Source organism: Branchiibius hedensis (genome assembly GCF_900108585.1).
GTDB lineage: Bacteria > Actinomycetota > Actinomycetes > Actinomycetales > Dermatophilaceae > Branchiibius > Branchiibius hedensis.
In genome coordinates this window covers 750,235-763,933 of the sequence record NZ_UESZ01000001.1, presented here as the reverse complement: position 1 = coordinate 763,933, position 13,699 = coordinate 750,235, and the positions used below count along the sequence as shown (strand labels likewise).

Annotated in this window: 11 protein-coding genes and 2 pseudogenes; 5 read left to right on the top strand and 8 right to left on the bottom strand. The window is 68.5% G+C overall.

Annotation, left to right across the window (positions count from 1 at the left end; all coding sequences use genetic code 11):
- Position 1: 1 nt before the first annotated feature.
- The gene (locus tag DR843_RS20770) at positions 2 to 136 is read left to right on the top strand and encodes a hypothetical protein (protein WP_281268783.1); all 135 of its coding nucleotides are present in this window, start codon (positions 2 to 4) and stop codon (positions 134 to 136) included.
- 27 nt (positions 137 to 163) lie between these two features.
- Here the strand turns inward: DR843_RS20770 and miaB are convergent, their stop codons facing one another.
- Positions 164 to 1,693 carry a tRNA (N6-isopentenyl adenosine(37)-C2)-methylthiotransferase MiaB gene (miaB, locus tag DR843_RS03805; protein WP_109684180.1) on the bottom strand — a complete coding sequence of 510 codons (1,530 nt, stop codon included), beginning with the start codon at positions 1,691 to 1,693 and terminating at the stop codon, positions 164 to 166.
- Between the two features lie 65 nt (positions 1,694 to 1,758).
- Between miaB and DR843_RS03800 the strand changes: the two genes are divergently transcribed.
- Positions 1,759 to 2,631: a diacylglycerol/lipid kinase family protein gene (locus DR843_RS03800; RefSeq protein WP_109684179.1), complete on the top strand. Its 873-nt coding sequence runs from the start codon at positions 1,759 to 1,761 to the stop codon at positions 2,629 to 2,631.
- Here DR843_RS03800 and DR843_RS03795 read toward each other — a convergent pair.
- The 7 genes and pseudogenes from DR843_RS03795 to DR843_RS03775 all read right to left on the bottom strand — a co-directional run bounded on the left by DR843_RS03795 (position 2,614) and on the right by DR843_RS03775 (position 6,910).
- Positions 2,614 to 2,928 carry an Rdx family protein gene (locus DR843_RS03795; protein WP_109684178.1) on the bottom strand — a complete coding sequence of 105 codons (315 nt, stop codon included), beginning with the start codon at positions 2,926 to 2,928 and terminating at the stop codon, positions 2,614 to 2,616. The two genes, DR843_RS03800 and DR843_RS03795, sit on opposite strands and share 18 nt — an antisense overlap.
- The gene (locus DR843_RS03790) at positions 2,921 to 3,472 is read right to left on the bottom strand and encodes a regulatory protein RecX (protein ID WP_109684177.1); all 552 of its coding nucleotides are present in this window, start codon (positions 3,470 to 3,472) and stop codon (positions 2,921 to 2,923) included. Before DR843_RS03790 ends, DR843_RS03795 begins: the two co-directional genes overlap by 8 nt.
- Positions 3,472 to 4,692: a hypothetical protein gene (locus DR843_RS20915; RefSeq protein ID WP_425451577.1), complete on the bottom strand. Its 1,221-nt coding sequence runs from the start codon at positions 4,690 to 4,692 to the stop codon at positions 3,472 to 3,474. The genes DR843_RS03790 and DR843_RS20915 overlap by 1 nt, the downstream gene beginning before the upstream one ends.
- Before the next feature lie 60 nt (positions 4,693 to 4,752).
- A pseudogene (locus DR843_RS20910) lies at positions 4,753 to 4,998 on the bottom strand (intein-containing recombinase RecA); the annotation flags it as partial.
- A pseudogene (recA, locus tag DR843_RS20755) lies at positions 4,990 to 5,610 on the bottom strand (recombinase RecA); the annotation flags it as partial. The pseudogenes DR843_RS20910 and recA, both read right to left, overlap by 9 nt.
- A 265-nt stretch (positions 5,611 to 5,875) precedes the next feature.
- Complete coding sequence (locus tag DR843_RS03780) at positions 5,876 to 6,679, bottom strand: transglutaminase-like domain-containing protein (RefSeq protein ID WP_109684175.1); 804 nt, start codon at positions 6,677 to 6,679, stop codon at positions 5,876 to 5,878.
- Complete coding sequence (locus tag DR843_RS03775; RefSeq protein WP_109684174.1) at positions 6,680 to 6,910, bottom strand: DUF3046 domain-containing protein; 231 nt, start codon at positions 6,908 to 6,910, stop codon at positions 6,680 to 6,682.
- 66 nt (positions 6,911 to 6,976) lie between these two features.
- On the opposite strand from DR843_RS03775, the gene DR843_RS03770 reads away from it, so the two are divergent.
- The 3 genes from DR843_RS03770 to DR843_RS03760 all read left to right on the top strand — a co-directional run bounded on the left by DR843_RS03770 (position 6,977) and on the right by DR843_RS03760 (position 13,698).
- The gene (locus tag DR843_RS03770) at positions 6,977 to 7,936 is read left to right on the top strand and encodes a nitrilase-related carbon-nitrogen hydrolase (RefSeq protein WP_109684173.1); all 960 of its coding nucleotides are present in this window, start codon (positions 6,977 to 6,979) and stop codon (positions 7,934 to 7,936) included.
- Positions 7,936 to 8,958 (top strand): agmatine deiminase family protein, encoded by a 1,023-nt coding sequence (locus tag DR843_RS03765; RefSeq protein ID WP_281268782.1) that lies wholly within the window; start codon positions 7,936 to 7,938, stop codon positions 8,956 to 8,958. Before DR843_RS03770 ends, DR843_RS03765 begins: the two co-directional genes overlap by 1 nt.
- 69 nt (positions 8,959 to 9,027) lie before the next feature.
- Positions 9,028 to 13,698, top strand: a complete 4,671-nt coding sequence (locus tag DR843_RS03760) for an ATP-dependent helicase (protein ID WP_109684171.1) — start codon at positions 9,028 to 9,030, stop codon at positions 13,696 to 13,698.
- Position 13,699: the final 1 nt, after the last annotated feature.

The following is a 13,699-nucleotide window of genomic DNA, read 5'->3' as shown; positions in this document are numbered from 1 at the left end:
CATGAACATCTCGATGAGCGATGGGTACGACCCGCAGACCGACGACGCCGAGACGATCCAAGAGGAGCAGGTCGCGACGGAGGAAGGCATGCCGCTGTCGCCCGCTGAGGAAGACAGCGAAGAGACCGACGCCTAGAAAGCGACGATTAGCAGGACGTGGTGATCAGCAGGCCGAGCACGCCGGGGCCACCGGCTCTTCGGGGCGGCCGACGGTCGGCAGGCCGAGCGACACCGCGGGTTTGCGAACACCGCCGTCGGTGTTCTGCTGCAGCGCTGCCCACGCGTCGCCACCGCGGGTGCGACGCACCTCGAATCGGCCCCCGGCGGCACCTGAGTCGGCCACCAGATGGTGCGGCGCGGCGTACGTCACGGCAACGCTGACCAGATCACCCGGACGCGGACGCTCCTGGTCCTCGGGCACGGTGAAGTGCACCAATCGGTTGTCGCGCGCTCGGCCCGACATCCGGTGAGTGGCCTCGTCCTTGCGGCCGCCGGCGGCCACCAGGACCTCGATCTCCCGACCGAGGAGAGCCTTGTTCTCGGCCCAGGACACGGCTTCCTGCAGCGCCAGTAGCCGATCGAACCGCTCCTGGACAACTTCCTTGGCCAACTGCCCCTCGAGGGTGGCAGCCGGGGTGCCCGGCCGTGGCGAGTACTGGAAAGTGAACGCCGAGGAGAACCGGGCGGCCTCGACCACGCGCAACGTGTCCTCGAAGTCTGCGTCGGTCTCACCCGGGAAGCCCACGATGATGTCTGTGGTGATCGCCGCATCGGGGATCGAGGCGCGCACGTCGTCCAGGATCCGCAGGAACTTCTCCGAGCGGTAGGAGCGCCGCATCGCCTTGAGTACTCGATCGGAGCCGGACTGCAACGGCATGTGCAGGGAGGGCATGACGTTCGGGGTCTGCGCCATGGCGTCGATGACGTCCTGGGTGAACGCCGCTGGGTGCGGGGAGGTGAATCGCACCCGCTCCAAACCCTCGATCTGACCGCAGGCCCGCAGCAACTTGCCGAACGCATGACGGTCGCCGAACTCCACCCCGTAGGTGTTCACGTTCTGGCCGAGCAGCGTCACCTCGACGACGCCCTGGTCCACGAGGGCCTTGATCTCGGCCAGGATCTCGCCCGGCCGGCGGTCGCGTTCCTTGCCACGCAACGCGGGAACGATGCAGAAGGTGCAGGTGTTGTTGCATCCCACCGAGATGGACACCCAGCCGCTGTACGCCGAGTCCCGGCGGGTCGGCAGCGTCGAGGGGAACGTCTCCAGCGACTCCAGGATCTCGACCTGGGCCTCACGGTTGTGCCGCGCCCGCTCCAACAACACCGGTAGCGCGCCGACGTTGTGGGTGCCGAACACCACGTCCACCCATGGGGCCCGATCCACGATCGTGGCGCGGTCCTTCTGCGCCAGACAGCCGCCGACGGCGATCTGCAGATCAGGGTTGGCGTCCTTGGCCGGACGCAGATGCCCCAGTTGGCCGTACAGCTTGCCGGCGGCGTTCTCCCGGACCGCGCAGGTGTTGAAGACCACGACGTCGGCGGTCTCCGGCCGGGCGTGCGCGGGGAGGGCGGCGATGTCTACGTATCCCGCGGTCTCCAACAACCCGGCGATCCGCTCGGAATCGTGGACGTTCATCTGGCAGCCGTGCGTGCGCACGTCATAGGTACGGCGGGTGTCCTGCGATGTCGACATAACCCGTCAATGGTAGCCGCGCGGAACCAGAGGCCTCGCCGCGCGCGTGGCCCTACGATCAGGCGATGCTCCGGTTGCACGTCATCTGCAACCCGGCGGCGCGAGGTGTCGACGATGCCCTCGTCCAGCGGGTGGCAACGACGCTGCGCTCCGACGGACACGTCGTACGCGTGTCACGCTGTCGTGCGGTGGCTGCTGCCGAGGATCTCATCGCCGACACCGCCGCTCGCCAGGAGCGGGCCGTCCTGGTCGGCGGCGACGGCTTCCTGCACACCATGGTCGGGCCACTGATCAGGCATTCGGTCGACTTTGCCCTCCTCCCCGCGGGCCGGGGCAACGACTTCGCCCGGGAACTGGCGATACCCACCCCGCTGCAGGCAGCGATCCACCTGGCCTCGACCGGTGCGGTCCGGCCGGTCGACGCCTTAGGAGTGCAGGCGGGCGCCGGGGAGTACTTCGCGGCGACGAGCGTCTACGCCGGAATCGACTCCCAGGTCTCGCAGGTGGTGAACGGGTACCGCCGCGTGCCCGCCGCGGTCCACTATCCGCTGGCCGCCGTCACATCGATCCTGACCTTCCCGCCACGCGACTACCGGGTCGAGGTCGACGGGGTCGTGCACGAGTACGCCGGGGTGTCGGCCATCGTCGCCAACGGTGGCTTCTACGGCAACGGGATGCACATCGCACCCGACGCCGTCCCCGACGACGGCTGGCTGGATGTGGTTCTCCTGGGCGCACCCAACCGAGCGAGGTTTTTGCGCCTGCTGCCAACCGTCTATCGGGGCACCCACGTCAGCCAGCCGGAGGTCACCGTCCTGCGCGGCCGACGGGTGCGGATCGACAGCAACGGCGTCAGCGCGTACGGCGATGGCGAGTTCATCGCGGAACTGCCGGTCACCGTCGAGATCCTCCCCGGTGCGCTACGTGTCGTCCGTTGACGACTCTGCAGGCGTCGCATCGGGCCGGTGCCGGTCGGCATGACCGAGCGATCGCTCCGGCCAGGCAACATCGCGGACCCGCCGTTTGAGTTCGGCCGCGTCCGGGAAGCCGCCGTCCGCGCGACGATCCCAGATCACCTGGTCATCGACGGTGACGATGAAGACTCCGCCGACGCCCGGAACCAGCGTTACCGAGGTCAGATCGGTGCCGAAGCTGGACAACACTTCACCGGCCAACCAGGTGGCGCGTAACAACCAGTTGCACTGGGTGCAGTACTCGATCCGGATCTCAGTCATCGGTCTGCACCTGATCCTCCTGCAACACCTCGCGGACCACCGACATCACCAGCGACGGTGAATAGCCTTTGCGGGCAAGCATGCCCGCCAGTCGGCGCTGTTGAACGACGTACTCTAGACCCTGCAGGGTGCGCATCTTCTTGCGAGCGAGTTCCATCGCCCGGTCACGCTCGGCCTCGTCGTCGATGCCGTCCAACTGCTCCCGGATCAGCTCATCGTCGACGCCCTTGCGGCGCAACTCCTGGGCGATGCCCCGTCGGCCGAGGCCCCGGGTCGCCTGCTGGGAACGGACGACCATCCCGGCGAAGGCCTGGTCGTCGATGAGACCCACCTCGCTCATCCGGTCCAACACCGTCTCGGCAACCTCGTCCGCGCAACCCTTGGCGCGCAGCTTGTCCTCGAGCTGCTTGCGGCTGCGGGGCGCCATCGTCAACTGACGCAACACGATGGTCCTGGCCACGTCGTACGGGTCGGGCTCCCGGTCGGCAGCACGCTCGGGTGTCGCCGACCGGGACCTGCGCCCCGCAGATCCGGGGTCGCCCATCAGAACTCGACCGGGATGTCTTCCTCAGCGGGAGCGTCCATGCGCGGTCCGACGCCGAGCTTCTCCTTGATCTTCTTCTCCAACTCATCGGCCAGGTCGGGGTTGTCGCGCAGGAAGTTGCGCGCGTTCTCCTTGCCCTGCCCGAGCTGGTCGCCTTCGTAGGTGTACCAAGCGCCCGACTTGCGCACGAAGCCGTGCTCGACACCCATGTCGATCAGGCCGCCCTCGCGGGAGATGCCCTGCCCGTAGAGGATGTCGAACTCGGCCTGCTTGAACGGCGGCGACACCTTGTTCTTGACCACTTTGACGCGGGTGCGGTTACCGACTGCGTCGGTGCCATCCTTCAAGGTCTCGATCCGGCGCACGTCCAACCGCACGGAGGCGTAGAACTTCAGCGCCTTACCACCAGTAGTGGTTTCAGGGCTGTTGTGCACCATCACGCCGTCGACGAAGTAGTTGTGGGTGCCAGCCACTTCGATGTCGAACCGGTTCATCGACCGAGTCTGCGGTTTGACGTGCACGTCGAGGACCCGGGCCGGGACCAGCACTTCCTGCGGGTCGCTGAACTGCGGTGTGATGTCGAACCGACCCTGCAGCGACGGCAGCAACTTGTAGGCCATCGACGGATGGATGTACGGCGCAACCATCTGCAGGAACGTGTCCGTGCCGGCGCGAGTCATCGTGAGTACCGCCTTCTGGCGCGTGCCGCGCAGCGTCACACGGCACTCCACCCCGTGGGTGTCGCGAAGGTATTGCGCCAGTCGGACCCGCGAACCCTCGCTCAGGGCCTCGACACAGAACTCGACGCGGCCACTGCCGCCAGCGGTCCGCTGCTGCAGACCCGTGGACCGCACCGCCAGCGAGCCGTCGTCCATGTACCAGACTGCCAGCGCCAGCGGCGTCAGCGCTTTGAGGTACTCCTCGCTCAAATGCTTCTTGCCGTCGCCCCAGTAAACGACTTCGCGCAACTCCGACAATTCCGGAAGCGGTGATAGATCAACGTGCACCGCGCCGTTCGGACGCTCGGAACGTGTCTGGCCGATGTTGCCGAGCAGTTCGGACTTCCAGTCGAGATACTCGACCTGTGCAGCGCCGTGACCCATCCGGTAGCGGACGCCGCGGCGGCCCCGGGTGTTCGGTGCCAAGTGCCCGTCGCCCATCAGGCCACCGAGGATGGTCTGCCATTGCTGATCGCTGAGGCGAGCGGTCTCCCCCACCATGACTCGGTCACCGGCAATGATCTCGCCCGCTTCACGCCACCCACCGGGCGTGCGGATCAGGTGATTCTCGGTCGCCGCGAACTGGGCCTTCCCATTGCCGCCGGACTTCTCGACGGTGAACTGCAGGAAGCGCTCGGCCGGTCCGTTGTTGAACCAGTTCGTAATTGGCCGGTTCACAATGCTGTTCGTGGCCGGGTCGTAGGTGCGCACCTCGACGGCCATCTTCTGATTGACGATCTTGCCGATCTTCTCCTGCGTCCCGTCGGCGAGGGTGACCCGCGTCCCATAGGAGAAGCAACCAAACATCACACCGATCTTCTCGCGCAACTGGTTGATGAAGATCGCGGTGGTGCCGGAGTTGTTCAGCGCACCGGTGATCTTGCGCAGCGCCTGGCTCATCAACCGGGCCTGCAGACCCACGTGGCTGTCACCCATCTCGCCCTCGATCTCAGCGCGGGGCACCAGCGCGGCGACCGAGTCGATCACGATGATGTCCAGCGATCCGGAGCGAATCAGCATGTCGGCGATCTCCAGCGCCTGCTCACCGGTGTCGGGCTGGCTGACCAGCAACGCGTCGGTGTCCACCCCGAGCGCCTTGGCGTACTCCGGGTCGAGCGCGTGCTCAGCGTCGATAAAGGCCGCGATCCCGCCGTTGCGCTGCGCGCTGGCAACGGCGTGCAGGGCGACGGTGGTCTTACCGCTGGACTCCGGCCCGTAGATCTCGATGACCCGGCCACGCGGCAGGCCGCCGATACCGAGCGCCACGTCCAGGGCGATCGAACCGGTCGGGATGACTTCGATGGGCGGACGGATGTCGTCACCCAGGCGCATGACCGCGCCCTTGCCATGCGATTTCTCGATCTGCGCCATGACGGCGTCGAGGGATTTCAATTTGTTGTCACGCGGGTCCGCGGGCATCGGCCTTCTCCTTGGCTGGTTCATCGGGACGCGTCCACCGGCGACCCTGCGGCATCGGCACGCTCCGCCCCCTTCGAGCTGACCAGCAACCCGGAGTACGACGTCGACGACGCGATAGGTCAGACGCTAGATGCGACCACCGACAACCACGCGAACAAGATCCTGCGTGTGTGGACAACGGGCCGTGGTGGAGCACCTGTCCACAACTTAACCGACGGTTCGGACATCCGTACGAACCGACACCCCTCCTGCGTGTCGCGCGCCGTCAGCGACCGAGTTGGACCATCCCGGTGTGGTTGTCCAGCGGCAGCGCGGGCTGCATCGTCGCGGTCACCTCGATACCGCCGAGGGTGACTTGCCCGCCGTACACCGACATGAACGACGTGTCCGCCGCGTCCCGTCCGGTGGCGATACGCAACAGCGATTGCCGGGGCGCCAGACCGGTAGCGTCCAGGCACCACCACTGCTCGTCGACGTACGCCTCGGCCACCGCGTGGAAGTCCATCGGCGACAGGCCGGGGGCGTATACCGCCACCAGGCGGGCCGGCACATCGCGGGAGCGCAGCGCAGCAACGGTCAGGTGAGCGAAGTCGCGGCAGACGCCGGTGCGCTGCAGGAAGGTGTTGATCGCGCCGTCGGTGGGCCGCGACGACCCGCTGATGTACGCCGTACGTCCCCGCACCCAGTCGGCCACCCCGATGACCAGGTCGGACCCGCTGCGTCCGTCGAACAACTCGGCGGCGGTGCCGAACAGCGCGTCGGACTCGGCGTACCGGGAAGGCACCAGATGGTTCAGCTGCTCGGCGACCCCCTCGTCGTCGTACTCCTCGACGCCCTCGACCGTTGCGTCGTAGTGGATCGTGACGTCGCCCGCGGGCAGGTCGACCACGTGACGTACGCCGTGGTGAGCCGTGGCGACCTCCTGCGCCTGCAGCGTCTGGTCGCCCGCCGAGATCTGCAGGTGCTCGTTGATCTCCAGCCCGGGGCATCGGGCTACGGCGACCGCCAGCACGAGACGGGCGGGGGCCGTGGCCTGCAGGGACAGGTCAGCAGTGACAGTGCGTTGCATCTAGACGTCTCTTTCACGAAGGGGAAGGTCGCGCCCGAATCGGCGCTCCGGCGGGATCTCCAGGTCGTCACACAGCGCCGACCACACATCCTTGGGGCGGACGCCGTCGTCCAGGGCAGTCATCACGGTGCGGTCGCCCAGCGCGTGCAGGTGGTGCCCGGACGCAAGGGTCCGGGCGTAGGTGTCGCCGAACTCGTCGTTCATCAATCGCCAGAACTCGCTGGTACGCACCGGGACATTGTCTCAGCAGGAGCCAACTGCTCCCCCCGACGGGGCGGGCGCCGTACATTGCTGCTCATGCAGTTGATCGTGGCGGACGGCCCCCTCCCCTCCTTGTCCCGCGTGCACGAACCCCGCCGGCCCACGGTGCGGGTCGGACTGGTCCAGCACGCGTGGGATTCCGATCCCCAACGGCTCAAGGCGACCCTGCGCGAAGGGATCGAGCAAGCGGCAGGGGCGGGCGCGACGTACGTCTTCCTGCCCGAACTCACGCTGTCGCGCTACCCGGCCGACACGCTGCCCACCGGCGTGCCCAGCGCCACCGCCGAGTCCCTCACCGACGGCCCGACAATCACCTTCGCCCGCGAAGCCGCTACGGAACTGGGCATCTTCGTGCATGCCTCGCTCTACGAGAAAGCCGACGCAGACGACGGGCTGGGCCTGAACACTGCGATCCTCGTCGGCCCGGACGGCAGTCTGCTGGCTCGCACCCGCAAGACGCACATTCCGGTGACGGCCGGCTACTACGAGGACAAATACTTCCGACCTGGCCCGGCCGATGACGCCTACCCGGTGGTCGCGCTTCCCGACTCGGCCATGAACCTGGGGTTGCCGACCTGCTGGGACGAATGGTTCCCGGAAGTGGCGCGCAGTTACGCGCTGGGCGGCGCTGATGTCCTGGTCTACCCGACCGCGATCGGTTCCGAGCCGGACCACCCCGAGTTCGACACCGAGCCACTGTGGCAGGCCACGATCGTCGGGCACGCCATCGCCAACGGGCTGTTCGTGATCGTCCCGAACCGCACCGGCACCGAGGGGTTGATCAGCTTCTACGGCAGTTCGTTCATCGCCGATCCCTACGGGCGGATCCTGGTGCAGGCGCCGCGCGATGAGCAGGCGGTCCTGGTTGCCGACCTGGACCTGGCCCAGCGCGCGGACTGGCTGGATCTGTTCCCGTTCCTGTCGACCCGGCGACCCGACACGTACGCCGAGCTGGCGGCTCCGGTGCGCCCCGAGCACCAACGGACGGACTCCTGATGTCGTGGTTCATGCCTCCGGAGACGGCGCCCCACCGCCGGACGTGGATGGCTTTCCCCTCCACCGGTTACACGTTGGGCGACTCGCAGGAGGACGCCGACATCGCCCGGGCGACCTGGGCGGCGGTGGCCAATGCGGTGTCGGTCTTCGAACCGGTGACGATGCTGGTCACGCACGACGACGCCGAGATGGCGCGGGAACTGCTCGATGCCGGTATCGACCTGATCGAAACCGAGCTCGACGACGCCTGGATGCGCGATATCGGTCCGACGTTCGTGCTGGGTGCGGGCGGCCAGCTCGGGGCGGTCGACTGGGTGTTCAACGGTTGGGGTGGGCAGTCCTGGGCGTCGTGGGGCAACGACGCAGAGGTCGCCGGCACCGTCGCGGCCCAGGCCTTCGCGCAGCGGATCGAGTCGCGAATCGTCAACGAGGGCGGCGGGTTCCACGTCGATGGGGAAGGCACCGTGTTGCTCACCGAGACGGTCCAACTGGATCCGGGTCGTAACCCGTCGCTGACCAAAGCAGATGTCGAAGCGGAGTTCACCCGGGTGCTCGGGGTCGACACCTTCATCTGGCTACCGCGCGGACTGACCCGTGATTACGGCGAATTCGGCACCCGCGGGCACGTGGACATCGTGGCGACCTTCCCCTCCCCGGGCGTTGTGCTCGTGCACGACCAGGAGGATCCTGCTCATCCGGATCACGCGGTCACCCAAGAGGTCATCGAAACCCTCTCGGCCGCAACGGATTCGCGAGGTCGGTCGCTGAAGATCGTCAGGATCCCAGCGCCGGCCAACGGGTACGACGAGGACGGCCCCAACGACTGGTCCTACGTCAACCACCTGGTGGTCAACGGCGGGGTCGTCGCGTGCATCTTCGACGACGAGAACGACGACCGGGCACTGGACATCCTGGAAGAGGTCTACCCCGGCCGCGAGGTCATGGGCGTCGACGCGCGCGAATTGTTCGCCCGCGGTGGCGGCATCCACTGCATCACCCAGCAGGAACCCGCCGCTCACTGAGCGGTGCCGCCCACGAGCGACCGCCCATCGGGAAGTCCCTGTCGGTGGGCCGTGACACCCTGAGCAGTGATGGCCGATGTCCTTGACCGCTTCTCCCCCGCGACCCGCGCATGGTTCGAGGGCACCTTCAGCGCGCCCACCCCCGCCCAGGCCGGTTCGTGGGAGGCGATCAGCAGCGGCCAGCACACCCTGGTGGTGGCTCCGACCGGGTCGGGCAAGACGTTGTCGGCGTTCCTGTGGTCGCTGGACCGGCTTGCCGCAGAGGGTGTCCCGGAAGATCCGCAGCAGCGCTGCCGGATCCTCTACATCTCCCCGATGAAGGCCCTCGCCGTCGACGTGGAGCGCAACCTGCGCTCGCCCCTGGTCGGGATCACCCACGCCGCCACCCGCCTCGGTGAGCCGGAGCCGGACATCACGGTCGCCGTCCGTTCTGGTGACACCACCGCACAGGATCGGCGGGTCTTCGCCAAGGCCCCCGCCGACGTGCTCATCACCACCCCCGAGTCGCTCTTCCTGCTGCTGACGTCGGCGGCCCGGGAGTCGTTGCGCGGGGTCCAGACCGTGATCATCGACGAGATCCACGCCGTCGCCGGTACCAAGCGCGGCGCCCACCTGGCCTTGTCCCTGGAGCGACTCGACGAGCTCCTGCAAACCCCCGCGCAGCGGGTCGGCCTGTCGGCGACGGTCCGACCCGTGGAGGAGGTGGCGCGCTACCTCGCCGGCGGCCGACCGGTCAGCATCGTGCAACCACCGATCGAGAAGTCCTGGGACCTGGAGGTCGTCGTCCCCGTCCCCGACATGTCCGAGTTGGGCCAGGTCACCGGCGACCTGTCCGGTGCTGCCGCCGGGCCCGTCGAGCGTACGTCGATCTGGCCGCACGTCGAGGAACGCATCGTCGATCTGGTGGCCGAGCATCGCAGCACCTTGATCTTCGCCAACTCCCGGCGACTGGCCGAGCGGTTGACGGCGCGGCTCAACGAGATCTGGAGCGAACGACTCGATCCCGTTGCGACGCAGGAGATTTCGGCCCCTCCTGCGCAGGTCATGGCCCAGGCGGGCGCGACCAAAGGTGCACCGCCGGTGCTTGCGCGCGCCCACCACGGATCGGTCAGCAAGGAGCAGCGCGGCGAGATCGAGGACGCGCTCAAACGCGGCGATCTGCCCGCCGTGGTCGCCACGAGTTCGCTCGAACTCGGTATCGACATGGGCGCGGTCGACCTGGTCATCCAGGTCGAGTCGCCACCGAGCGTGGCCAGCGGTCTGCAACGGGTGGGCCGGGCCGGTCACCAGGTCGGTGCCACCTCGCACGGCGTGCTCTTCCCCAAGTTCCGCGGCGACCTGCTGCAGACCACCGTGGTGGCCCAGCGCATGCGCACCGGGCAGATCGAGGCACTGCACGTCCCAGCCAATCCACTGGATGTCCTAGCCCAGCAGATCGTGGCGATGTGCGCGATGGACGACTGGCTCGTCGATGACCTCGAGCGAGTGGTCCGCCGCACTGCGTCGTTCGCGACACTGGCCCGACCGTTGCTGGAGTCGGTGCTGGACATGTTGTCCGGGCGGTACCCCAGCGACGAATTCGCCGAGCTACGAGCGCGATTGGTGTGGGACCGCATCTCCGGCACGCTCACCGGCCGTCGCGGTGCGCAACGGTTGGCGGTCACCAGTGGTGGCACCATCCCCGACCGCGGCCTGTACGGCGTGTTCCTGGCCTCCGGCACCGGCCCGGGACGCCGGGTGGGTGAGCTGGACGAGGAAATGGTCTACGAGTCGCGGGTCGGCGACGTCTTCACCCTGGGGACCAGTAGCTGGCGCATCGAGGACATCACGCACGACCAGGTGCTGGTCTCCCCTGCACCAGGGCAGCCGGGCAAGCTGCCGTTCTGGAAAGGTGACACCCTCGGCCGACCCGCCGAACTCGGCCGCGCCGTCGGCGAGTTCGTCCGATCGGTCGGTGCCCAGGAGGATGCCACCGCCCGGGAGGAGTTGCGGGTCGCAGGTCTGGATGACTGGGCTTCGGACAACCTGCTGGGTTATCTGCGCGAGCAACAGGACGCCACCGGTCAGTTGCCGACCGACCGGCAGATCGTCGTCGAACGCTTCCGCGACGAACTGGGCGATTGGCGCATCGTCATTCACTCGCCGTACGGTGCCCAGATCCACGCGCCGTGGGCGCTGGCCATCTCCGCCCGATTGCGCGAGCAGTTCGGCCTGGAGGTCCAGGCGATGCACGGCGACGACGGAATCGTCCTGCGAATGCTGGACTTCGAGATCGAGGACGGCGATCAACCCGTCGGGCAGCGGCTGCTGGACGCGATCATCCTCGACCCCGACGAGGTCGCCGAACTGGTCACCCGGGAGATCGGCGGCTCGGCCCTGTTCGCCTCCCGCTTCCGCGAGTGCGCGGCGCGGGCGCTGCTGATCCCCCGCCGCCAGCCGGGGCGGCGCCAGGCGCTGTGGCAGCAGCGACAGCGGTCGGCACAACTGCTGGAGGTCGCTGCCCGCTACCCGTCCTTCCCGATCATTCTGGAGGCGGTGCGCGAGTGCGTGCAGGACGTCTTCGACGTGCCCGCCCTGACCGGGTTGATGCGCGACATCGGGTCGCGAACGGTGCGCGTGGTCCAGGTCGACACCCCCAGCGCGTCACCGTTCGCGCGCAGTCTGCTCTTCGGGTACGTCGCGCAGTTCCTCTACGAGGGCGACTCACCGCTGGCGGAGCGCAGGGCCGCGGCGTTGGCCATGGACCCGTCCCTGTTGGCCGATCTGCTCGGCCACGGTGAAGGTGCCGCGCTGCGGGACCTGCTCGACCCGCAGGTCGTGGACGCCACCGAGCAGGAGTTGCAGCGTCTCACCCCCGAGCGCGCGGCGCGCGACGCCGAAGATGTGGTGGACCTGCTACGTGCGCTGGGACCGCTACCAGCCGATCAGATTGCCGTGCGGACGGTCATCGACGCCCGTGACCAGGTTCCGCAGTGGCTGGCGCACCTGGAGCAGACGCGGCAGGTCTTCCAAGCCCGGTGGGGCGGCGTCGACCACTTCGCCGCGATCGAGGACGCCGGCCGGCTACGCGATGCGCTCGGGGTCGGTCTACCACCCGGGATCGCGACCGCCTTCACCGACAGCGTCCCGGACCCGTTGGGTGACCTCCTGGCCCGCTACGCGCGCACCCACGGGCCGTTCGGGATCGACGACATCGCCCAGCACTTCGGGTTGGGTCGCGCGGTAGCCGCCACCGGGTGCCGACGGTTGGTCACCGACGGACGTCTCGTCGAAGGCGAGTTGCGACCCGACGGGGCCACGGGCGGCCTCGACCTGTGCGACCCGCAGGTGCTGCGGCTGCTGCGCCGCAGATCGCTGGCCAGCCTGCGCGCCGAGGTCGAACCGGTGCCGGCCCAGGACTTTGCTCGTTTCCTGCCCGCCTGGCAGGCCGTCGGCTCCGGGCAGCGCGGGATGGACGGTTTGTTCCGGGCGGTCGAGCAGCTGGCTGGTGCACGACTTCCGGCCAGCGCCCTGGAAACCCTGGTGTTGCCGGCGCGGGTCGCCGGATACACCCCGGCACTGCTGGATGAGGCCATGTCCAGCGGCGAGGTGCTCTGGCAGGGGCACGCAGCGCTGCCCGGGGACGACGGATGGGTCTCGTTACATCTCGCCGATGCAGCGCCGCTGACCTTGCTCGTCGGCGAGGGCGCGGCCGACAGCCCACTGCACGAGGCCGTCCGCGGTGCACTGACCGGTGGCGGTGCGTTCTTCTTCCGGCCCTTACTGGACGCGGTACGCCGAGCGGGCCAGGAGAAGGTCAGCGAGAAGGAGCTGGTTGCCGCGCTGTGGGATCTGGTGTGGGCCGGTGAGGTCAGCGGTGACACGATCGCCGCGCTGCGGGCCCGGCTGGGCGGCGGTCGACCTGCGCACCGCTCGCGCAGTCGAGGACCGCGGCGGGCGCGGTACGGCCGACCGGGCGGGATCTCACTGGGCTCCGGGCTGTCCGGCGGCGGCGCCACGCCGGCGGACGCTGCGGGACGGTGGACCCTTCTGCCCCAGCCCGATTCGAATGTCACGGCCCGGGCGCTGGCGAGGGCCGAGGTCTTGCTGGACAGGTACGGCGTGGTGACGCGGGGTTCGGTGACGGCCGAAGGGGTCGACGGCGGATTCGCCGGCGTCTATCGGGTCCTGGCTGCGGCCGAGGAGGCCGGACGGGTCCGACGCGGCTATTTCATCGAAGGTCTCGGAGCCGCCCAGTTCGCCTCCGGCGGTGCGGTCGATCGACTCCGCGCCTCCAGCAAACCCATCGGCACCTCCCGCAATCCGTGGGACGGACCGGCACCGGTCGACCAGGGGCGCACGCTGGTGCTCGCGGCCGCCGATCCGGCCAACCCGTATGGCGCGGCGCTGCCCTGGCCGGACCGGGAGCTCGACCCGGCAGTCGGCGATCTGGGCAAGACGCCCCGGTCCGGCCACAAACCGGGACGCAAGGCCGGCGCGTTGGTGGTGCTGGTGGATGGTGCCCTCGTGCTGTACGTCGAGCGGGGTGGCCGCACGCTGCTGTCCTATTCGGCCGATCCGGTCGATCTGCGAGCGGCCGCCGACGCGCTGGCGCTCGCCGTGCGAGAGGGTGCCCTCGGGGCACTGACCGTGCGGTCAGCGGACGGTGACCCGGTACTCGGCTCGGACCAGCCATTGGCGGCGGCGCTGGCGGAGGCGGGCTTTCATGTGACACCCCGCGGTCTTCGGATCCGGACCTGAT